General features: G+C 44.1%; 21 protein-coding genes. 10 read left to right on the forward strand and 11 right to left on the reverse strand.

What is annotated here, in order from left to right:
* Positions 1-166: 166 nt before the first annotated feature.
* The 9 genes from DYD21_RS18620 to DYD21_RS18665 all read right to left on the reverse strand — a co-directional run bounded on the left by DYD21_RS18620 (position 167) and on the right by DYD21_RS18665 (position 11,402).
* Positions 167-745: a hypothetical protein gene (locus DYD21_RS18620; RefSeq protein ID WP_116038525.1), complete on the reverse strand. Its 579-nt coding sequence runs from the start codon at positions 743-745 to the stop codon at positions 167-169.
* Positions 738-1,523 (reverse strand): ParA family protein, encoded by a 786-nt coding sequence (locus tag DYD21_RS18625; RefSeq protein ID WP_158607371.1) that lies wholly within the window; start codon positions 1,521-1,523, stop codon positions 738-740. The genes DYD21_RS18620 and DYD21_RS18625 overlap by 8 nt, the downstream gene beginning before the upstream one ends.
* A 355-nt stretch (positions 1,524-1,878) precedes the next feature.
* The gene (locus DYD21_RS18635) at positions 1,879-2,655 is read right to left on the reverse strand and encodes a hypothetical protein (RefSeq protein ID WP_116038528.1); all 777 of its coding nucleotides are present in this window, start codon (positions 2,653-2,655) and stop codon (positions 1,879-1,881) included.
* Between the two features lie 5 nt (positions 2,656-2,660).
* Positions 2,661-2,942, reverse strand: coding sequence for a helix-turn-helix domain-containing protein (locus DYD21_RS18640; RefSeq protein ID WP_116038529.1), 282 nt, complete (start codon positions 2,940-2,942; stop codon positions 2,661-2,663).
* Between the two features lie 1,028 nt (positions 2,943-3,970).
* Complete coding sequence (locus DYD21_RS18645; protein ID WP_116038530.1) at positions 3,971-4,942, reverse strand: hypothetical protein; 972 nt, start codon at positions 4,940-4,942, stop codon at positions 3,971-3,973.
* 306 nt (positions 4,943-5,248) lie between these two features.
* Positions 5,249-6,481: a site-specific integrase gene (locus tag DYD21_RS18650; protein WP_116038531.1), complete on the reverse strand. Its 1,233-nt coding sequence runs from the start codon at positions 6,479-6,481 to the stop codon at positions 5,249-5,251.
* A gap of 658 nt (positions 6,482-7,139) precedes the next feature.
* On the reverse strand, positions 7,140-9,905 hold the full coding sequence (locus DYD21_RS18655; RefSeq protein WP_116038532.1) for a serine/threonine-protein kinase: 2,766 nt from the start codon (positions 9,903-9,905) through the stop codon (positions 7,140-7,142).
* Positions 9,906-10,123: 218 nt separating this feature from the next.
* On the reverse strand, positions 10,124-10,399 hold the full coding sequence (locus DYD21_RS18660) for a hypothetical protein (protein ID WP_116038533.1): 276 nt from the start codon (positions 10,397-10,399) through the stop codon (positions 10,124-10,126).
* Positions 10,400-10,835: 436 nt separating this feature from the next.
* Positions 10,836-11,402 carry an ECF-type sigma factor gene (locus DYD21_RS18665; protein ID WP_116038534.1) on the reverse strand — a complete coding sequence of 189 codons (567 nt, stop codon included), beginning with the start codon at positions 11,400-11,402 and terminating at the stop codon, positions 10,836-10,838.
* 115 nt (positions 11,403-11,517) lie between these two features.
* On the opposite strand from DYD21_RS18665, the gene DYD21_RS18670 reads away from it, so the two are divergent.
* The 9 genes from DYD21_RS18670 (at position 11,518) to DYD21_RS18710 (ending at position 20,169) form a co-directional block, all read left to right on the forward strand.
* The gene (locus DYD21_RS18670) at positions 11,518-12,108 is read left to right on the forward strand and encodes a hypothetical protein (RefSeq protein WP_116038535.1); all 591 of its coding nucleotides are present in this window, start codon (positions 11,518-11,520) and stop codon (positions 12,106-12,108) included.
* A gap of 74 nt (positions 12,109-12,182) precedes the next feature.
* Positions 12,183-13,196 carry an amidohydrolase family protein gene (locus DYD21_RS18675; protein ID WP_116038536.1) on the forward strand — a complete coding sequence of 338 codons (1,014 nt, stop codon included), beginning with the start codon at positions 12,183-12,185 and terminating at the stop codon, positions 13,194-13,196.
* Positions 13,197-13,244: 48 nt separating this feature from the next.
* On the forward strand, positions 13,245-14,183 hold the full coding sequence (locus tag DYD21_RS18680) for an amidohydrolase family protein (RefSeq protein ID WP_116038537.1): 939 nt from the start codon (positions 13,245-13,247) through the stop codon (positions 14,181-14,183).
* Between the two features lie 33 nt (positions 14,184-14,216).
* Entirely contained in the window at positions 14,217-14,825 is a 609-nt protein-coding gene (locus DYD21_RS18685) for a nuclear transport factor 2 family protein (protein ID WP_116038538.1), read from the forward strand.
* Between the two features lie 22 nt (positions 14,826-14,847).
* On the forward strand, positions 14,848-15,096 hold the full coding sequence (locus tag DYD21_RS18690; protein ID WP_147303648.1) for a hypothetical protein: 249 nt from the start codon (positions 14,848-14,850) through the stop codon (positions 15,094-15,096).
* Between the two features lie 29 nt (positions 15,097-15,125).
* Complete coding sequence (locus DYD21_RS18695; protein WP_116038540.1) at positions 15,126-15,929, forward strand: hypothetical protein; 804 nt, start codon at positions 15,126-15,128, stop codon at positions 15,927-15,929.
* Positions 15,930-15,946: 17 nt separating this feature from the next.
* The gene (locus DYD21_RS18700; RefSeq protein WP_158607372.1) at positions 15,947-17,143 is read left to right on the forward strand and encodes an amidohydrolase family protein; all 1,197 of its coding nucleotides are present in this window, start codon (positions 15,947-15,949) and stop codon (positions 17,141-17,143) included.
* Between the two features lie 186 nt (positions 17,144-17,329).
* Positions 17,330-18,289, forward strand: a complete 960-nt coding sequence (locus tag DYD21_RS18705; protein ID WP_116038542.1) for an amidohydrolase family protein — start codon at positions 17,330-17,332, stop codon at positions 18,287-18,289.
* Between the two features lie 422 nt (positions 18,290-18,711).
* On the forward strand, positions 18,712-20,169 hold the full coding sequence (locus tag DYD21_RS18710) for a diadenylate cyclase (protein WP_116038543.1): 1,458 nt from the start codon (positions 18,712-18,714) through the stop codon (positions 20,167-20,169).
* Here DYD21_RS18710 and DYD21_RS21555 read toward each other — a convergent pair.
* Positions 20,160-20,339 (reverse strand): Fic family protein, encoded by a 180-nt coding sequence (locus DYD21_RS21555; RefSeq protein ID WP_116038544.1) that lies wholly within the window; start codon positions 20,337-20,339, stop codon positions 20,160-20,162. The two genes, DYD21_RS18710 and DYD21_RS21555, sit on opposite strands and share 10 nt — an antisense overlap.
* Before the next feature lie 557 nt (positions 20,340-20,896).
* On the opposite strand from DYD21_RS21555, the gene DYD21_RS18720 reads away from it, so the two are divergent.
* The gene (locus DYD21_RS18720; protein ID WP_116038545.1) at positions 20,897-21,646 is read left to right on the forward strand and encodes a hypothetical protein; all 750 of its coding nucleotides are present in this window, start codon (positions 20,897-20,899) and stop codon (positions 21,644-21,646) included.
* Positions 21,647-21,696: 50 nt separating this feature from the next.
* On the opposite strand, the gene DYD21_RS18725 is transcribed toward DYD21_RS18720, so the two are convergent.
* Complete coding sequence (locus tag DYD21_RS18725; RefSeq protein ID WP_116038546.1) at positions 21,697-22,677, reverse strand: hypothetical protein; 981 nt, start codon at positions 22,675-22,677, stop codon at positions 21,697-21,699.
* Between the last annotated feature and the right edge of the window lie 64 nt (positions 22,678-22,741).

The following is a 22,741-nucleotide window of genomic DNA, read 5'->3' on the forward strand; positions in this document are numbered from 1 at the left end:
TTTTTTAAAGGGGAGAGAGGAAACAGGTATTTCATTCGCCCGAGCTGCTTTCGGTTGATAACTATGATTTCCCACCGGACGACTGTATCCATTATGGATAACTGATTTGCGTTGAGCTGATGTAACAGCGATTTGTCTGATTTTGAAACGTCCATTGCGTAGGGGTTTATGAATTATGGTTGTTGTAATCGGCTATAATCTTATCCAGGTGCTTCTGGCCATGTGCCAGTCGGTATCGCTCGACTGCATCTTCCAGGAAGGTTCGGTGCGTGCAGCGCTCCCACCAGGTGATCGCTTTAATACATTCTATATAGCCGGTTGGCATGCGCACCGAAAAGGTGATCAGCTCCTCCGGCTGTTCCGATTGACCCGACTGTTCCGACGGATCCGATTGATTGGACGGTTCAGGCTGACTTGACTGATCTGACTGATTTGCACGTCGTGGCGGTGTTGACTGTCTTGACTGACTTGCTTGATTTAAACCATCAGGCTGTTTTGACGTACTTGCCTGTTTTGACTGAGTCGCTTTACCAGACTGTTTTGCATGACCGGACGGATCAGGTTGTTCTGAATTTTCTGACGGGTCAAGCGGATCTGACAGGTTCGACGGTTCAGTCTTGCCTGGCGGTTCATTAGAGTCACGCTGATCAGCCGGTTCCGACAATGGGGTGTCGTCAAGTTTTTTCGGGCCATCCGGTTGACTTGGAATGCCACTTAAAAACTCTTCGTAATCAGGCTTACCCATGACGCACCTCCAGCTCTTTGGCCAGGTTCATATAGTCGATCGCCCCGTACGTTTTTGGGGCAAACTCGAAGATGCTGCTCCCGGCCGACGAGCAGTCGCTGAGCCTGGCGTTGGTACGAATGGTCGTATCGAACACCTTGCCGTTGAAGGTGCGGATCATGGCCTGACGGATCTCCTTGTGTTGGTTTTTACGAGCGTCAAAGTCCGTGATGACATAGCCAAGAACGTCCAAATCAGGATTCAGCCGCTTACGGATAAAGCCAAGGATCGAGTGGATCTGCTTGAGGCCCTCCAGGGCAAAATACTCCGGCTTGACGGTGATGATCAGCCCTTCGGAGGCGGTGTAGGCGTTGATGGTCAGAAAGCCCAGGTTGGGCGGACAGTCGATAATGCAAAAGTCGTAACGGGCCGATAGCCCCGCCAGCTTCTCCGAGAGGATCATCTCCCGGCCTGGCACCCCGGCCAGCTTCTGTTCGGCGTAGGCCAGCGCCTGCCCGGCCGGTAGCAGGTCAAACCCTCTGGCTGGCTGAATGATATCGACAGCTTGAAGCTCCGGCTGGTAGTAGAGATCGTCCAGCGTTCGCTTGTCCTCCTCATGGGTCACTCCCAGGTGCGTGGAGGCGTTACACTGAGGGTCGGAGTCGACCAGCAGCACCCGGAAGCCTCTGCGGGCCAATCCGGCCGACAAGTTCACGGCAGTCGTCGTTTTTCCGACGCCCCCTTTCTGATTGGTAATCGAAATAGTTTTCATCATGATTGATTTGGTGAAAAGTTTCATTTGTCTGTAAGTCTTGAAGTAGCTGGATGTCATAGGCCGGATGGGTGAGTGATTGCTTTCCGGCTTGGTAAATAGCCATCGTATAGCCCGTCACCCCATAGAGGCCACGCAGCAAACAGCAGAGCCTCATCACCCCCTCTATCCGGACACATCGGGCCACAAAGCCCTTGAATCGGTGAAGGGCTACCGGCGAGAATGCCACGGCAAACATCGACTGGCCCGGTAAGAGGACGAGCCTCTGGATTAAGTTGGGCTGGGGAGCATCCCCGAGTCCGTGCAGAGTACCACGGTGTTCTTTTTTTGCGTTTGTACCTTATTTGTATTCGTTTATTCATGTCCTGCATTGATGGTTGAATCAGTCCGACTGAGGTCTGATGTTCTTTCTTGTTTTATATTTCAAATTCGAGGAAACCAGATCCGGCCTGACCTCTGTATGTACGCCGCTGCGGTTTACTTTAATGAAGTAATGCCCCATAGCTTTCCGGTACTTATTGATTTCCCAGATGTTTGAAGACCGATATTCAATAGGGGCTTCATTCTTTTTCAGATGTATGAAGCCATTGACCAACGCTCTCTGTTTCAACCTGTGACAGGTAGGTATAGAAAGGGACAGGATCATATTCAGATAGCTCGCTGAACATTCCATAAAATAGAGGGAGGAAGGTGTCCTGGAATGAACGTCGGATTTTTCGTTCAGACGTCCCTCCTCCCATTTTCTTCTATACGCTCTGTTGCCAATGATTGCAGCGGTACAAAATCCTTGAAGTGTTTTGGTATCCTGTAAATTGTTTATCTGTAGCTTAGCTGCGCTTCTGGAACTGAACCCTTCAATGGCTCTGACGTTCTCAAATCCCCTGATGAAATAGGTTTTAGTGGCTGGGTTTTGCCCAACCCAGTTTCGTTTCATAAGACCTTCTAAATTCCTGTACATCGTCCTGACGGATATGTCAAGAGCGCTCGAACTGCTGGTTCTTAACTTGGTGTCCATTTTGAGCAGTCCGCTTGAAACCCAGTTCAGGTAGAGGTACAGCCTCAACTGCCGGGTAAAATTATTCTTCAATGTGAATTCACACATTTCAACCGGCACCCATAAGTAGTCAGATTTTGTAGCATCACATTGGCGATCCATCATGGCTCTTACGTCTGATTTTGTTTGAGCAGAGTTTCGATGTCGGACACCTTGTAGTAGAGTTTCAGGCCAATTTTACTATAAGGTAGCAGTCCGTCACTGCGGTATCTTTGAAGCGTGGATTTTGAAACCCCCAAATATGTCATCGCCTCAATATTTGTGAGCCACCGTTTATCGTAGGATTCTTTGTTCGAAAGCTTGTTGCTTGACTGGTCCAGCGTTTGGTTAATCTCTTTTGCGAAGTCATATAGCTCTTCTAATTCCGAGCGGAGCTGTGTAAGTAAGTCCATTGTTCTACCTGGGTTTGCGTTGTGATTGAATACGTCTAAAGGTAGGTCAAGTGGGCTCAGGGATTCCAGTCTACAATGTCAGAATTCATTTTCTGACATTGTCAGGTAATGAGCAAAAACAATGACTTACGCACTCTTCAATAGCCATTGACTACAAAAAAAGTTCAGAAAAGTTTGAGGATGGTTTAAAGAAGGTTCAATTGGCTAAGCCTGAGTGCTGAATTACCTCTGTTGAACTTCGAACAAGTGATACATCTGGAGAGCAATTGTATCAAATTTCTGTATCCAAACTTGACTTTGTGTGTTGGGGGGAACGTTTAAATGAATTTAATTTCTACGTAAAATAAACTTATATCACCAAGGCTCTTATTCTTACTCTTACAAGAGTGGGAAGGTTATCTATAACTTGGATCTATGTGGAAAGGAATATGAAATGTTTCTCTTGATTGGTTTTGCAAATCTTTCAGATGCTATGTTTGAAATAGGGCTACGCTTACACGTCTCCTGGAGCTCTCTTTGGGTGAGTGTTTTTTTAAACAAGTCTTAGGAGTAGTGTGAGATCAGGTGTTATTCTGATATCAGATAGCTACACATTATTTAGTGTATGGTTGCCGGTAGATGGAATGTATGTGTCCAGACAGTATAAGTACCATATGCTGGGCAGGGTATTAGATTCTTTGTAATCAATTAAACCGGAAAGAAAAGTGCGTTTATACACTATAGGTTTTTAGAGACAAGCTAACTATTTGGTTTCTCTGGAACTGCCGAAGAGTTTTTAAAACCCTCATCTCTTTTTTTTAAACAGGCTAAATCAACATTGTCTTTTTTCATTAGAGACACATCTAAAAGTGTAAGCAGAACCTCCTATCCGGTACTTACATCTAACTTAATAGTTGTGACAAAATTGAAATCACTAATACTCGGAATAATAAGTGATTTCAAAAATGACACAGAATCAATGAGTTTTCTTTTTTCTTTTAACTGGAAAGAAGTAGCTGATAGCATCACTACTATTTTACTTTTCCCTATTACTTCTTTTTCTGTTCTTTATTTTTACGCTCTGCCATTCTTCTTTTCCTCTCATTTTCTCTATGAATATGTTGATCGTATGCATTTAAAAAAGTATCATGGCTGGTATCAAGTTCATTGATTCCACGCTCATGACGAATCGTTAATTCAAGATCTAAGATTTCAAGAGATTTTTTTCTTGAGTAATTTTCCCTCAATTTCTTATACGCATTATATCTGCCTTCTTTTGTCAGAATATTTATTTTATTTTCTTTTTTACTATTACTTTCATCTATAAAAACACCTAAGCAGGCATCAGTCAAATCATTCATTTTGTGATTAAATAAGTGATCTTCATATTTATTACTTAAGACGGGTAATACTTGCAACGTTGTATATCTTACTTTTATATCCCGGTGCAACTTAATACACTCCCTGAAAATATCTGATAGCTTATTAAACTCATCGTCGTTCATTGTATTTTCTGATATCACTGGACCAACAAAATGTTCATTATTTAATAATTTAAAATATTTTTCTTGTGTAATACTATTTGTTATTTGTGCACCTTTTTTTCTGCCACAAAGCACATGATTAAAATTTTCATGGTGCCTTAGAATTTTATCACTCAAAATTCTGACAATATCTGTTTGATCTACCATGATATGATATATACGTTCAGGTGATGATTCCAAAATATTCTTAAAACTATTAAATGTATTTTTAATAATTGTCTTTAGATATTCCTCGTCGTTTGGATAGTATTTTTCAAATAATAAATCATCTAATTTTGTAAAACGATTTTCTGAGAAACACTTATTAATTATATCAGATATATCGGCTTTGCCTTGTTCAGAATTAAAATATTGGTCAAATTCATATCTGAAGTCCTCTTGCAATTTAATATTCTGTATTAGGTCTTCAAAGCTGATTATGCTATCTCTGATATCAGAATGAATAGTATCTTTTTCTTTTTTTTTGGAATTTTTCATTTTTGAGTTACCTAAAGAGACTTTTCTATTTTAGAATCCAGGCTTGCACGGTCAAATTTCTTAAATTACCGTTTGGTAACTCTGATGTTAATATGACCTAAAGCCTTGGATATGTGGTTTATTCTCCATCCCTTTGATCTTGTGAGATCGGCAAACGAATGTCTGGCCATTTGGAAGGAGATTTTAGTCCCGGTATCGACACGTTCGCCAATTTTTTAAAGTATTTTTTGATTAATTCAGAGTTAGGTGAGATAACTTCTTATAAATCGATTTTAAGGCAGGTTCTCTTGATTTGAGCAACTTACTCTAGCTAAACAAACTATCCATTTTAGAATCAAGACCTTCTGTATCAAACTTTTTCAAATACCGCTCAGTTACTTTAATATTTTTGTGCCCTAAGGCTTTTGATATATCGTAAATACTCCAGCCTTGGGTCCTTGCAAGATCAGCAAAAGAATGTCGGGCCATATGAAACGATATTTTTGTTTGTATCTCGGCAAGAGAAGCTATCTTCTTTAAATACTTATTGATGAGTGCATTTTTAGAGGAAATATTACCGTGAAGAACCATAGTATCAGAGAGGTCTTTTTTGATATCTAAGACAGGAAATAAGAAACCATAAGGATTGTCTTTTGGGTATTGATCCAAAATCTTCAAGGCCTGGGGCATCAACTTAATATTCTTAGTAGTACCGGTCTTACTCATTTTATAAACAAGACGACCGTCTTTTATGTTGTCAATTTTCATTTTTGCAATATCACTAAACCTAATTCCTGCTGAATAGAACGAAAAAAGAAAATAATTTCGAGTATTGCATAACAACGAACCCTTCTCAAGTTCGAGATTTTCGATCTTCTGAATTTCTTCAAGACTTAGTTTCTTATTCGAATCTGAGTATCCTTTTGCGGGTGAAAACTTAAAAAAAGGATTCTTTTCTTGAGGAAATTCATCCTCGTCAATTGCCTTATAAAGTATTGCCCTAATTACATTAAAATTTGATTTAACTGTATTTGGAGAGTTTTTATACTCCTGAATAAGATGAGTTTCATATTCCCGAAGAAAACCTACTGTTAATTGATCATATGGGAGTTTGTTATTGCAATACGCCTTTAACTTTTTAAAAACAGATTTATATCGCCGGTGAGTAAAAAATTTCTGTCTCTTCTCTAAATTCTCTATTGTCTTATCAGAAAAAGCAAAAAAATTGCCGGAAACCTCATTCTCTTGATTAGTTGGTTGGTGATATTCATTGTATGACTTTTTTATGATCAAACTTGTACATGGCTGCCCTTTCGTTTTTAACCGTGTTATAATACTTTGAAGGATAGAGAGTTTCTGTTGAATAAGATTGTTCAGGTCATCTTCTCTGGGATGACTTTTTCTTACGTTTGACTTATTATCGTTCCAATGTGATTCCGAAATAGATTCCTTTATAGAGATATATTTTGTTGATCGGGAATCTGAGATTCTCAAATAAATTGGGCAGTGTCCATTTTTATTTTTTTTATGTTTGGCAAGTGTTGCAGAGATTTGAGCCATTCTTTCTTTTTTATAGTTATCTGCCTTTACCTAACTAAAAATGGGTAAAGGTATAGGTAAAGGTTTTTACTGTCGAAAGTAATATAGAGAGAAACCCACCCAGATTAAAACAGCTCTAATGGTTGTATTGAGGGATATTTAGGTGTCAACTAACTTCAGATGAACATATATTCGAACCCCCTCCCGGGTACTTAATAGATTTGAGATGAGAGATATAAGATTGGAGGCTGTTTAAATACTATTTTCAGCTTCAAAGGGAGTAAGATTATTAAGTTCCACCGGTTCAAGTCATGAAAGTAAAACCAGTCTCACCATCTTCTTTTAAAAACTGTTCATCAGTTTGAATCACTTGGTCAGTAAACAGATGTTATTCGTGAGTAAGAATATGCTGATTACAAGTTTTATTTTTTACATATCAATTTCTTCTCCACTAAACCACGCTGCCCTGAAAGTACAGGGTTTAGCTGCGAATAAGTTGGATGATGTAATTTTTCAAAGGCATTAACCTTCTGGATGCCTAAATGTACGATTCTGCTGACCAGAATTTTGATTCTGTAATAATTGCACCTTTTTTACAGTATGGATTGAAATGGAATATTGTGTTGCTGATTTATGCGGTTGAATATTGAGTATTGTATGGTCGAATTAATACAAGTCTTTACTGATGAATTTGAATGGATTCCAGCTCATGTACAAAGGGATGTTGTGCGCCCAGTGTTGAGTATCCAAGATTGAGTCCTCCAGCAATGGTTTCCTGAGCGCTATTGATTAAGCCAGAGTCGAGTTCTGTGCGTGCTTTCCACAGCCGGATACGCACTGCGTCGCGGTTTTCTTTGAGTTGGTCTTCAAGTACAGCAGGATGCTCCTTTGCCGAGTCCAGGATGGAGAGGGCGTGCTCAAAGCCATCCATGCGATCCATATCGTCGGTATTTTTGGCAGATACGGTGGCATCAGCAGCTTCCAGAAGCGCCATCGCAACGTTCGGCGCATCGAAATCAGCGGCCATTTGCCTCCCCGCTGCAAACACTTCTCGCGCCTCTTCCTCATCTCCTGCACGATAGAGGGTAACCGCATGCAACGCTGCGTAATAGACCTTTAAGTGTGTCCGTGATTCCAGGCGCCGGGCCTCTCCGAACTGTGTGGCGGCTTTTTCGTACTCACCCCGGTGCAGAGCCAACTCGCCGTGCAACCAATGAGTTTTGGCAAGCCTCTCGTCTAATAACTGTACCGGAGTCATTACTGCAAGTGCTGCTTCACTCTCTTCGAGCTGTCCCAGATCGAAGGCATTGACCGCCCGTGAAACTTCATCGAATGACCAGATTTCTGTACTGTCACGCTCCATTTTGATCGAGTTGTTCTCGGCAAACAGGATTTCAGCAGCCGAAAATTCACCGAAAAGTGCGCGGCGCAGTGCAGCCATGACCAGTATCCTTTGCCTCATGCGTGTGTTCACCTGTGGATATTCGGCGATCAGTTGTTCTGTTTCGGCATATCCCAGTACGTTTTTACGCTGGCCGACAAGAGCTGCCGCCAGCTCAAGACGCGCGGTGACGATCCTGCGATGAGTGGCCGGTACACGTTCTTCCAGAATTGTAATGGCTTGTCGTGTTGCGTTTTCGGCATCTCGAAAGTGGCCTAAAACTATAGCATTACGCGCCCTTGCAATCAGTGCGTCTGCCAGTAACATCGACTCGCCTGGTGCACGTTCGGTGGCTATCACCAGTGTTTGCCACACTTTGTCGAGGTCCCAGCCACGGTCCCACTTCGCTGTCGCCCATTCCGTAACCAGGCGAAGATCAGCGTTGGCTGCTTGCGCGGGATCAACCGGAGGACCGCCAAGTTCGGCATCTCCTAACCGCTCCGCGTGCTCGCTCATCATCAACTGGTTGTACAGACCAACCAGAACGCCTGCAAGGTCTTCTCGAAGCGGGTCTCCCGGTGGAAGTTCACGAAGCCGCGCGACACCATGGTCGAGAAACTCGCGTGTGGTTGCAACTGCCTCCCGGGGATCTTCCGGGTTAACGAAGAGCTCAATCAGTTGATCTTTGATGTTCGTAGCACGTTCAGCCGCAAGCCGGGTTTGATGCGCCTGCCACATTGTTACTGTCATCCCCCCGATCAGCAAAAACACAATGGTTGCCGCTGCCGCCACCCCCAAGCGGTTTCGGCGAACAAACTTGCTTGTACGGTATCGAAGTGTAGGAGCTCGCGCTGCAACCGGTTTGCCTTTCCGATGATTTTCAAGATCTTCGGTAAGAGCCAGTGCCGACCGGTATCGATGTTCGGGCTCTTTCCTCAAGGCCATTAATACAATTTGATCCAGATCCCCAGTAAGTTTGCGTTTGAGACTATCTGTATTACTGTCTCGTTTTTCAGCATTTGTCTGAGGATCGAATGTTTTTTCTTTTACATGATCAGGAGCAGGCAAAGACTTTCCTGACACGGCATCGCCAAGCCGAAGAGGTACCGTTTCACAAACAATGCGTTCAATTTCCAGCATGGAGGATGTTTCTAACCGATAGGGCCGGCGGCCTGTAAGCAGCAGGTAGAGCAGCACACCCAGCGAATAGATGTCCGAAGCCGTGGTTACCGGTTCTCCGCGTATTTGTTCGGGTGCGGCAAACTCCGGGGTCACTATTTTTACACCTGTTCGTGTTTGATAATCCATTGCTCTGGCTTGATCCGGTTCCAATAGTTTTGCAATACCGAAATCAACCAGTTTTATTTTACCCTCCTCAGTTACAAGTACATTGGCCGGTTTCAGGTCTCGATGAACAATCAGCTTTTGATGGGCATGATGCACAGCTACGCACACGGTTTTAAAAAGGCGGAGCCGTTCTTCAATAGCCAGTTTATGCTTGTCGCAGTACACATCAATGGGTTCCCCTTTTATGTGCTCCATCACAAAATAAGGCCGTCCGTCAGAGTGAACACCGCCATCATAAAGCCGGGCAATATTGGGGTGTTCCAGCGAAGCGAGGATTTGTCCTTCATGCCGGAATCTACTTAACACATCTGGAGACGCCATACCGCTTCGAACAAGTTTTAAAGCAACCTGTTTTTCGTAAGGGGCATCGGTTTTTTCCGCCAGCCATACACTGCCCATACCTCCCCGGCCTATCTGCTTGAGTAATTTGTAGGATCCGATAATCGTACCGGGTTTCTCAAAAACTTTTTCTGCAGATTGGGCCACCTCATCAATCAGGCCCGGCACAAGCGGGGCAGCAAATGTCTCAGCAGTATCGCCCAGGATCTGTTCTGCTTGATCATGCACCTGAAGAAGTTTTTCTACATGACTTATCAGATCGGTATCACTACCGCACTGTTGCTTCAAAAATGAATCTCTTTCTTCAGAAGGCACTTCCAGGACATCTTTGAAAAGAGTATCGATTTGCTGCCAGCGTTGTTGAGACAAGTCATTCATTGTGATACCGGTTAGCCCGGATATTTCACCGGAAAAAACCCTGTTATTTTTCCCAACCCTTAAATATAAATCTAAACTTTTATCTTACAATTGGTTACTTAACTTTCAACAAAATCAGTGTGAAATATTCGGGTTAGGTTTATCATACAATGATTATAATATATTTACTTGAAAAACGGGAACTGGAAGGGGGAAAGATATCAGCTTCAAATGTATCTTCACTCACTGCCTATCCGGCCGGAAGAGGGTGGTTCGTCTTCAATTTGTTCCTTTAACTCCATTAAAAGCGGGGCGGCAAAGGTACCGGCAGACTCGCCGATGATTCCCCCGGCTTCTTCATGCAGTTGGAGCAGCTGTTTCACATGGTTGCAGAGCTCAGTATCGGCCCCGCAAGCCTCCAGAACAAATGAGGTTCGATATTCCGGAGGCTGTTCAAGAGCCTGTCCGAACAGCGTGTCAATTTGCTGCCAGCGATAATGGGTGAGATTTTTCATGCCAGTTCGAGCTAGAGCCTGGATGAATTAAAATTTTGTGGTTCTACATGAATTCTTGTGGGTGAAATGTATTCAGCTTTAAAAAAAATGCTTCAACAATGTTGGAAAGAAATTGAGAATCTTAAACTATTTGGAATCGTTTTTACCACGAGGACACTAAGACTCGAAGTACCACGAAGTGTATAATTATCAGGGTATTAACCTTCGTGTTTTCGTGCCTTCGTGGCCGGAACACTTGGTGATTTGTTGCCCTTAATTCTGTCATTATCCTACAGATTTTTTCATAAAGATTGAAATGCTAAGATTTTCGTTACCCACAAGAATTCCTGTAGAACCAATTTTTGTTTACCGTACAGAGTGGTTTGTTGAAACCCTCTGTTAATTGTATCGTAATCGAGGCAGCAAACCGGCCTTTTTTTTCAGGCACTGCCACGGTTCACTTCTCTTGCTGCATCGCCGAATAGATCCACGTTCGGGCCCGTTGCCAGTCGCGCCGTAAAGACCGCTCCGAACGATCCATGATCCCGGCAATTTCCTTATAGGTTAAACCTCCAAAAAATTTAAGCTCCACAAGTTGTTCCAGTTGTTTGTTATGGGAAGAGAGCTGACTCAAGGCTTCGTCCAGGGCTTCCAGTTCAGCAGATCGCTCCTCAATAGCCAGTTGGACTGCATCTAAAGACACCTTCTGTTTATCCCCTCCCCTTTTTTTGGCAGAACATCTTCGTGCATAATCCACAAGAATATAGCGCATGGCCCGGGATGTTAAGGCATAAAAATGGTTCCGGTCCTGCCAGTCGATTTGTGAGTTCCCTACAAGTCGTTCATAAGCTTCATGAACAAGAGCAGTTGTATTCAGGGTTTCTCCCCGTGGTTGATGGAATAATTGGCGGTGGGCTATGGATCGCAATTCATCATACAACTGGCTGTAGACAAGATTGAATGCTTCGGAATCACCTTTTCGGGCGTCTGAAAGATATTTTGTGATCTCGACAGATCTGTCCATGATGAAAATTCAGTGTCAAAAAAAATAAAATCTGGCCGGTTTACTGCCTCGTTTACGATTTCAAGAGTAGAAGGCACCTATCATTCAACAAAAGCACAATCAAAACCATTAAGCTATGGAATCAATAATAAATAAGCCATTTTTCATCGTACTATGCATTTTTGTTTTGATGTTAACCGGAACTGCATGCGAAAATTCCACCAGTATTCATTCAAATACTGTTGAACCTGATAATGTTGAAAGACTTGAACCGGGAGTAACAGCTAATCATTTCAATTCACAGCCGGAACCGTCTGCTCATATTTTTTCGATAGAAATACTTGAATTAAGAGAGGGAAGCTGGGAGGGCACCTATATGAATGATGAACATAATGGGCGGATAACCATTGAAACCCATTCTTCTGTGATAAGAGGAAAGACCCTTCATCAAGTACAAACCTGGACTTTGCACCCACCCGATCCAGTTCACCCGCCTGATCCGATCCAGCCAATTCAAATAATGATGAATGGGCATCTCAATGTGGCAAACAGCAGAATGATTATGAACGGGAAATCCGCAGAAGATGAGTGGATGATGCCACGCGGAACCAATGCACACCTTCGTGCGATGATTTCTGAATCAACTGATGGATTAATGATAGCTGGCGGTGAACTGATGTTTAACCCTCAGCCCGAACCGCCTGCACGGAGTTCAAGTGATATCTGAAGACGCACTGAAAAATTCAATTTGGTCAGTAGAACTCCGACAAAGTTAAACCATCAATTAAAAACAGAAATCTCATGAAAATAATCGCAGCCTGTCTTTTACTATGTATGACTGTGCAATCACTACATGCACAGGAGCGACTGCCCATTATCGATATGCACCTGCACGCCATGGCAGCCGATGCCCAGGGACCGCCGCCGCTGGCGATGTGCACTCCGATGGAGTTTCCGGCCTGGGATCAGAACCAGCCCTATGGAGAGGCGTTCATTTCCATGCAAAAATCGCCTCAATGCCCCGACCCGGTCTGGTCACCTGAAACGGACGAAGAGATTATGAATCAGACCCTTGAAGTGATGGAGCGACTGAATATTGTAGGTGTGCTGAGCGGGACCGAGCCGGATCGTATTGCAACCTGGATGGCGGAAGCACCTGACCGCTTCATTCCCGGTTTCGTTTTAGAGTTTAACGAAACGGGCGCCGTTTTCCCTGCAGATTCCCTGCGCAGCCTTCATTCGGAAGGCCGGCTTTCCGTGCTTGGGGAAGTTATAAACCAATATGCAGGGATCACCCCGGACGATGAGCGGATGGAACCCTACTGGGCGCTTGCCGAAGAGCTGGACATACCCGTTGGTATTCACGTTGGTACGGGCCCGCCGGGAGTCATCTATCTGGGAGCCGAAGGTTACCGCGCCCGGTACCACAGCCCGCTCATGATGGAAGAGGTTCTGGTACGGCATCCCAACCTCCGCGTCTATCTTGCGCATGCAGGCTACCCGATGCTTGATGATCTGCTTGCCGTGCTTTACGCACATCCACAGGTACATGTGGACATTGGCATTATCGTCTATTCACAACCGCGGGCAGCCTTCTACCGCTATCTTCGCGGAATTGTGGAAGCCGGTTTTGGAAGCCGGGTCATGTTCGGATCGGATCAGATGGTATGGCCTGGGGTGATCGAACGGGCTGTTGAAGTAATCATGGAGGCACCCTTTCTCAGTGAAGAGCAGAAGCGCGATATCTTCTACAACAACGCAGCGCGGTTTCTGCGGCTGAGTGAGGAGGAAATTGCGCGGCATCATGGGATGTGAAAAAGTGAATATTTAACAAACGTATACCACCAACAATAAATCGAAACCATGAAGATAATCACAGCCTCACTTTTACTTTTAATGACTGTGCAAAATTTAAATGCACAGGATCGCCAGCCTGTCATCGATGTTCACCTTCACGCCTATATCGGACTGCCACCCGGTGAGAGTGCCGGCTGGACCGGCGAACCCGAAGCCCGTGCACTTGTCGGAGCAGCGGATGCGGATGAGCATTTTCGGTCCACAATCACCGAGATGGACAAATATAACATTGTACTTGGTATTGTGAGCGGACCGGAAGAGGCTGTTAGAGACTGGCATGAAAAAGCTCCGGAACGCTTTATAGGCGGGGCTTTTCTGGGCAATGACGGCTTACCCGAACACAGTCCGGATGAGCTAAAAAATCTTGTAGATGAAGGCGTGATGGGTGTACTGGGAGAACTCGGTCTTCAGTACCACGGAATCGCTCCAAATGACCCCCGGCTTGATGACTATTACTCAACTGCCGAAAGTTTGGGGATCCCGGTAGCTCTGCACACCGGCCTGGGGCCACCCGGCGGGCCGCACTCGTTTGCACCTGAATTTCGCACAACCCTCGGCCGCCCATCACTTTTTGAGCCGGTTCTGGTTCGTCACCCGAACCTGAAAGCATATCTCATGCATTCCGGCTGGCCCTATATCAACGAAACTATCGCGATGATGTATATCTACCCGGACCTCTATGCCGATATTGGTGTGCTGGCCTGGGCGCTGCCGAGAGAAGCATTTTATGATGCACTACAAACCCTGATAAATGCCGGATTCAGTGAGAGGCTGCTGTTTGGAACCGATCAGATGCTTTGGCCCGGAGCGATAGGGCTGGCCATAGAAACGGTGGAGAACGTTCCCTTTCTGACCGATCAGCAGAAGCGTGACATCCTATACAACAACGCAGCACGGTTTCTGCGGCTCAGTGACGAGGAGATTGCCCGGCATCATGGAGACTAAATGTTATATATCAACAACTAAAAGGATAGCGCTATGAAAACCTTATTCGTATTGATTCTATTCGTTTCCCTGAATGTGGATCTTCGGGCACATGCCGACACAACATCAGCGACAACTCAAACCGAGATCAACAAGGAGATTGTCAATGGGTTTTACCAGGACCTGTGGTTTACAAACAATACCGATAACTATGCCGAATATGTGGCGGAAGAGTACGTGGTCCACGACATTGGTGATCGGAAAAATTCGATTGAACCGGCCGTAGAACAGAAGAACATTGCCGATTTCTTCTGGAAACACACTACGAACAGGAGAATCAGCGTCGATTTCCAAATCGCTGACGGCGACCTGGTCGCAACCCGATATAACGTGGCCTGGGAACCAAATACGCTACTGGGCAGACTCATGGCCGGAAAAGGTGATATGCCGATTATCAATGTCATGAGAATTGAAGACGGAAAGATCGTGGAATTCTGGAATCACCGGCACGATATTGATTCCCGAATGTCAAGGCTGCCGCTCATATTGCGGGGATTTGCGTTTGGGTTGCTCATTGCACTGATCCCCACATTCATTGCATTCAGGCAAAGACGGACAGTAAAGAACCTGAGAGCAAAATTGGAGATGGAGCATGAAATCTAATCACATTGATTCTTTAATCTTAATGAAAACACATGGAATTGCACGCTATGGCGCTTTTACTGGGTCCGCAGCCCTGATCCTTGCCCTTCTGCTCCCGGTGACCGTTTTCGCACCGGATCGAGAAACTAAAATCGAGATGCATAACACACAGACAGCCGATGTGCAGGGATCGTCGCAGCTTGCTATTCATGATGTAACGGTTGTGGATGTAGAAGACGGTTCGCTTGATCCGTCTCAGACGATTCTTATCAGGGTCGTTGATGTGCATTGATTTCAACAAAAAAATCAGGGATTTACAGTATGCCACAAGCCAAAACAATTACAGCGCACTCAAAGATCATCACTAGATCGGGAACTACTTCATGGATCTATCTTGGCCTTACGCTCAGTATGTGCATAACCGCGTTTTGGGGGTTTGCCTACACCTATTTCATACCGTTGTTTGGAGGCGTATACCCGGATGTCTCACCGACACTACACATCCATGGCTGGAGCTTCTTTCTCTGGTTTCTGCTCGTGCCTCTCCAGGCCTTGTTAATAGCGAAGGGCCGGCGACGCACACATATCATGCTTGGTGGCGCGAGCCTGGCACTGGCCGCTGTTATGGTATTCACCGGCGTTCTGGTTGCTTCGGTTCGCATCCTGCATGGAATCACAGCCGCAAACCCTAACGAATTTACCACGTTCTGGATGGCGTTCGGACAGCTCATCATGTATAACATGGTGTTATTCGTCCTGTTCTATGGGGCTGCAATCAGATGGCGCAGGAAACCAAGTCGGCACAAACGGTTAATGATTCTGGCCACCGCCAGTGTGCTGCCGGCTGCAATCTTCCGGATCATAGTTGGTCTCGGTGACTTCTACTGGCTCGCAACGCCCGGATGGGTCATGCCGGCCGCGTTCTTTCTGCCCGGGCTTTTCGTCATAGTCGGGATGGTACATGACAAAGTTGTAAAGGGGTACATTCACCGTGCTTATCTGATTGGACTACCGATCCTGTTGGGCTTACACGGGTTTGGCCTCGTCACTGCCGGCACCCCTGTTGGCGATCTTGTATCGAGAATCATGGCTCTTTTTGCACGGGTGTTCGGGGAACTTTATTAAATATCATGGATATGAATATGAAAAAATACATTATTTACCTTTTTTCGATTGTGATTATATCATGCAGCCAGCCTTCAGATTATGAGCTTGTCATTAACAATGTGGGTTTATTCAATGGCGAAGAAGATGTCGGAATCGTCAATATTGCCATTAATTCCGACACGATTGCGGCAATCAGTACCGAAGCACTTCTTTCAGACTCAACCATCGATGGTTCCGGAAAATATGTGATTCCCGGAATGGTGAATGCACATGTACATGTAACAACCCTGGATCAGGTAAAAGAAGGATATCCTTATGGAATATTGGCCAACCTGAATATGCATACCGGCCTGGAAGACAGGGAACTTCGGTGGAAAGAGATCTCCAGGGATTCTACCGGATACCCGTTGTTTTATGGAGCAGGTCATGCCGCAACCGTTCCCGGGGGCCATCCAAATCAGTTTAGCCCGGATATGGAAACCATCAGTGATTCAGTATCCATCAGAGAGTGGGTGGATAACAGGATTGCAGCAGGAGTTGACTACATTAAAATTGTGAGAGATAACCATCCATGGTTTTACAATCCGTCTCTCCCTACCCTCAGCTATGAGCAGATAGGTGAGCTGATCAGTTATAGCCGTGGCAAAGGTCATAAGGCTGTTGTACATATCGGTAAAGCTGTTGAAATAGCTGAAATTGCCGGGTACAAACCGGATGGTTTTGTCCATATATGGTCATTTAAGAGAGAATCTGAATTGACAGATCAACAGTGGGATGCGATCCGGGAATGTGAATGTTTTATTATTCCAACGGCTCTACTGTCCAAAGGGTCACAAAATAGCTCTGAAGAAGAAACGAGAGATCCTGACGGAAGAATGAGAGAATGGGCAGAACAGAACTTCCTGTCAGCGGATGAAACCATTGAAGCATTGAGAAAGCTGCATGAAATAGGTGTCATGATCGTGGCCGGAACAGATCCACCAAACAATGGAATAAATTATAGTGACGATCTCTTTTCAGAGCTTGAAATGTATCAACAGGCGGGAATGAATAATCTTGAAGTGTTGCGTACTACTACGGGCAATGCAGCAAAGGCCTTTGATATTGAAGTCGGATTATTGGAGATCGGGAGCAAAGCGAATATGGTACTGCTGAATGGAAACCCGATAGATGATTTAGAAAACCTGAAAAAGGTTGAACAAGTTTGGAAAAACGGAAAAACAAATCAGTAAGTGCTACAACCCATGTGGAATTGTCGACATGAAAGTAAAATGTATGAATGAGGTTTTAAGCAAAAAACCTTCGCGAAACTTCGTGGCCAACCGGACGTGGACAATTAAAGCCTCGATTTTTTACCACGAGGGCACTAAGACTCGAAGATACACGAAGAAATAATTTATTTAAAAACAATAATTAACATGATCGAATCTAACTTTAAATCTCAAACCTTTTTTCACTTATCGGTTGTCTGCTTTTTCATACTCGGGTGTACTTCAAACGAACAACCTAACCCAAATAACCAAATACCTGTTTTTGATGTAGCCATGCAGGGGGTAAATCCAGCCTGGTTTGAGCGCGCTATGGAGGGTGTCGACTTTGGGATACATCGGGTTGAAAAATATGGTGAGCTGGTGGCTGACAGTGCCGATCTATTCCACCAAAGTTTCGAGCAGATGGAAATGAATAATATCCGATATGGATTGCTCAGTCACGGTACTTACAAGGAGGCATTTATGGAAGAACGCCCGGAGATGTTCTTGCTTTCCTATGAACCGGATTTATCGCTTGAAGATCACACAGAAGCAGCTCTTGTGTTTGAAAAGAATATCATAAATGGCAGATATGCTGCATTGGGTGAATTGGGGCTGATCTATGAAGGAATACCTCTCAATACGCCCGATCTGTATCCTTACTATGAGATCGCTCAAAAACATTATATCCCGGTTTTCATTCATACCGGTTTCTCGGGGCCAAATCCGCAACAAATATTAAGTCCTGCTTTTAGAATCAGTACTGCTAACCCTTTGCTGCTTGAGGATGTGATCATTGATTTTCCGGATCTGAAGATTGTGATGATGCACATGGGATGGCCGTATTTCGATGAGGCTCTCTATATATTAGGATCTTATCCAAATCTGTATATGGAAACCTCTGTGGCGATATGGTTATTGGGAGATCAGCTTTTTAACCGACTGCTAAGTGAAGCCGTGGCAACGGCAGGAAGTGACAAGATTCTTTTTGGAACACTGCAAATGGCCTGGCCTGAGGTGATCGGCCGGTCTGTTACAACGATTCAGGAAGCCGAATACCTTTCCCATGATGATAAACGAGCGATTCTTTGGGAAAATGCAGCAACGTTATTTGAAATTGAGGAATAGAAATGTCTCTATCTCAATCTAAAAACTTCGTGAAACTTCGCACCCTCGTGCCTGCACACCGAAGTGCTAATGCCCGCAGGCGTGCCCTCGTGTCCTCGTGGTAAAACGGACGAGTACCATATATAAGCCTTTGTTTTTTTAATCACGAAGGCACTCAGACTCGAAGGAATACGAAGTGGTGCTGCTTGCTTGTCAATAACTATGTGGTGAATCTTCCTGGTAAGTACCTGGAAATAGCTTCCCATCGCTACACCGGGATCACCCTTTTCGATTTTCCAGAGTGTGAATGTATCAATTCCGACTCGTTCTTAAAGATATTTCCCACTAAACTTAATGCCTTCTAGAGAACCAATTCTTATATTGCTGATACGCCATCCCAACTTTTAAACCCTGGTAAGATAGTGATCAAGAATGCTTTTATATTGCAAACTATTGTAGATACTCTATATACCTTCTTCCAAAATATTCGGTTTGTCGATGTTTTGGATATCTTTATCATTTCTTCTTTCCTCTATATCGTACTGAATTTGCTGCGTAAAAGTGCCTCGCGCCGCAGTCTGTTTAGTTTATTTTTGATACTGGTAGTATATGCCCTGGCTCGCCTTACCGGAATGTACCTCACGGAACTGCTAATTGAAGGACTTTTTATCATTATCCTGATCGGATTTATTGTTGTATTTCAATCTGATATCCGTCGAATAATCGATAGTGTCGGCAATTGGAGATTTTTCACCAAATCCGTGCCAGACTCGTCAGATATGGAAACCAGCGTTATTACTGAAGCTGTAGCCAAAATGGCGGATCAGCGGATGGGGGCTCTCATCGTTTTAAAAGGCAGAGAAGACTGGGATCGACATGTTCACGGCGGTATTGAGCTCGATGGCAAGATTACGATTCCGCTGTTGCACAGCATCTTCAATACCAAAGCCCCCGGTCATGATGGAGCGGTACTGAGCGATGGGCAGCGAATTTTAAAATTTGGTGTCCACCTTCCCCTTTCTACCAACTTAAATAAACTTTCGCGCGGTGGTACACGCCACACTGCTGCGCTGGGACTTTCGGAAAAATGTGACGCCCTGGTGGTTGTGGTTTCTGAAGAACGGGGAGCGATCAGTATTGCTCTAAATGGGCAACTCAAGGAACTGGAATCTCATAGTGATCTTAAAAAACATCTCGATGATTTTTGGGCCAAACACTATAAAACCGGCTCAGCCTCAATTAAGCAGTTGGGCGAAAGCCGCAGTATGAAAACCGCACTGGCTGCCGGCAGCCTTGCTTTTTTATTGTGGCTTTCGTTCGCCTATCCTTCGGAAACGGTGTATCGGACGTATGACATACCCATTGAGTACAGCAATCTTGAATCCTCCGATTATGCGCTCCAGGATACGGTACCTCTTCAGGCCCGGGTAACCCTCACCGGATCTGAACAGGCCTTTCGCAACTTCGATCCCTCAGAAGTACTTATTTCATTTGATTTGACATCTGAGGACACTGATGATCTTACACTCGATATTGACAACGACAATCTTAATCTGCCGTCGGACCTGAACTTATATGCAGTGGATCCAGCAACACTAAATCTAAGAAAACGACACTTTGTTGCTACTGAACTCCCGGTGAAAGTACCTACAACAGGCACGATTGCCGATGGGTTTGAAGTTGAATCAATCGATCCCTTTCCCACATTCGTAACCGTCTTGGTTGATACCGCTGCCGCTTCAATCGACTCGGTTTTAACCGAACCTGTGGATCTTAATGAAATTCAGGAACAGGCCATACAACAAATACCGCTCCAGCTGGATGGTAACACCTCTCGCCTGCCTGAAAACAGCTCCCCTGTTATCAACGTAACTATAAACGTGCGTAAGACTCAATCATAATCAACGTGAGTTTCAGGCTCTTTTTTAAAATCTTTTCCCTTTTCTGTTAGCCGGTATTTTTGATGTTTGCTTTTGGGTTTATCCGGGATGGTGTATTCAATCAAATTCGCTTCAGATGCCGGGTACAGTGTAGATGTGAGATGAGAGATATAAGATTTGAGGCTGCTCAACTACTATTTTCAGCTTCAAAGGGAGGGAAATCTTGCCTGAAAATATTCGAGATTCTGCCAAAAACAATTCTAATTTTTTTTAAGTCTAACAGATTTTATTGCTGAATGACTTATTCGCAGGTATCTCAATCTGCAATAAGTTTATAGTATAAATCATCGTTTGATGTCTCTTGCAATTTTGTAAATGGAAGGAACTGTCCTAAGACAAATCCTACCCTTTAATACAATATTTACAAAATGTTTCTCTTTAGCCTTACCTGAAGTATCTCCTGAATCTTCACTTTTTATCGCCTTTCTATTCTAATTTTACCCAAAAAAATACCTGCTGCAAATAGGTCTCTTCATCGATTACTTTGCGCAGATCAAAGGACCGAGATTATAAAACATTCAATATTCAAACGAAAAAATCTTTAGAAATTTCGTTGTACTGACGATAAGATGGTTTAGTAATATTTAGCTCTCAGCCGTGATTTAAGCAGTCAATACCAACATACCAAAATTTACTTACCAAGAGAGTTCACAATGGTTTATTCTGTCCTCGTTAATATTTAGAAATAATGAAAAAACTGCTTTCTCTAACGACATTATTGGTATTTATCTGCACCATTCATGTGCAAATGGCATCTGCTCAATCGGAAGGGATTGTGCCCGACAGACCGGGATATTCTACAGGCACTTTTACGGTTCCTGTGGGGCAATTTTATGTCGAATCGGGGTATCAATTCTCATTCAGAAATTCACCTGATCTCAGAACAAGTAACATTCCGGCACTAACGGTGCGTACGGGTCTTTCGGCTAAATCTGAACTTTTTCTGGAGTGGGATGGTGTGGAATTGAACCATTCTGCGAATGAGTCTGATTCCGAACTTCCTTTATTTGGTGCGAAATTCAGGTTAAAACAGTCAGACTTTTATGAGTTCACACTTATAGGGGGCATTTCAGGTAGCAAAAACGGTGAATCATTCGTTGTTGATCCCCTCCTTGGCCTGATGTGGGAAACAGAATTGAGTGACGGGATTGAACATTTCGGCGGTATTCAGATCGAATCGGAGACGGATGGCACAGAGAGAGAATGGCTTCCAGCTTTCGCTGCGGGCCTTGAGTTTGAATTATCCGGCCGATTTAACAGCTTTGTTGAATACTACACGATCTACTCAGGAACTGAAAATGAGCTTTATCACGCTACAGAACTGGGATTGCTCTACTACCCTGTTCCAAATATACAGATCGATTTTTATGGCGGAATTGGGTTCAGCAATGAAATCCCCCACTACGTAGGAACAGGGATTTCATTTTTGTTTAACTAATGATGAACCCCCCATTCGGGTACAATACATATCGATTAAAACTTACCGTATTACGCTTCGCTCACATCTTTTCTTTCGTAGATTTTTTTGGTGATCAACCCGCCCGCAATGGTGAAAAGAATAAGCACGATGTACCCTGTCAGCAGTATGGCATAGCTGAAATTTTCCAGCGGTGTAATCATCGCGAGAATAAACACAGTAAACCAGGAGGTCATGGATACTGCTCCGGCTATAAATGCAGCCCGTATGAGGCCGGTATTCTGCTGATGCTTTTCTTCCCGAAATGAAATCTGTTCCATTTTTGGCACCACAAATAGGTTGAGCAGCACGCCATTTAATGTCACGATGAATACCGCAGTCATTTTCATAAGGAATCGCGGATTTTCGAGATAGGTTTCCGGATCTGTGAGAATCAGAGCCACTCCGCTCACGATGAGTAAGATCAGCCCGAGGATGATCATCTGTGATATCAGGTGCATAATTACGGCTTCACGGGATGATATTTTCAGATTGTTTAAAAAATGAAAAATCATCAGGTCCAGAATTATGGCGCCGCCAAGGCCCAGAACCAGGCCAAGCAGATGAACCGTTAATGTATAGATTTGCGCATTTTCGAGAAGACCAGGATCTGTTATACCGGGTCGATTCCATATCAATATGGTTAGGATAGCGGAGATTATGAGCAGAGCAAGAACCCGCCACCGGAAGTTATTGGAAATGCCTGCTACAAGAATCTGCTTAAATAGCAGCAGAAGCATCACTGTTGCTGAGAGGATCAGCAAAGCAAGCTCCAGGCCGGGCAATGTTGCACCTGTGACCATCAAACCAGCATAGCTTAAAAAGTGAATTACAAAACCGGCCATAACAATTCTCTCAATCGGTACTTCCAGAAATAATTCACTCTTGATATGCGCTACAGGGTGATGAGCCTCAGTTTCTTCATCAAATGGACCTTCATCTTTAATGCGGGTCCGTGTTTTGTAAAGTGTAAATGCAATTCCGCCGAGTGAAATAAGTAAGATGTAGATCATAATCTATTGAATAGATTCCGGTTGGCACGTTCGGTCATATAGATTCAATTCAATTCATTTAATA

The organism is Rhodohalobacter sp. SW132, assembly GCF_003390325.1.
Taxonomy (GTDB): Bacteria; Bacteroidota; Rhodothermia; order Balneolales; family Balneolaceae; genus SW132.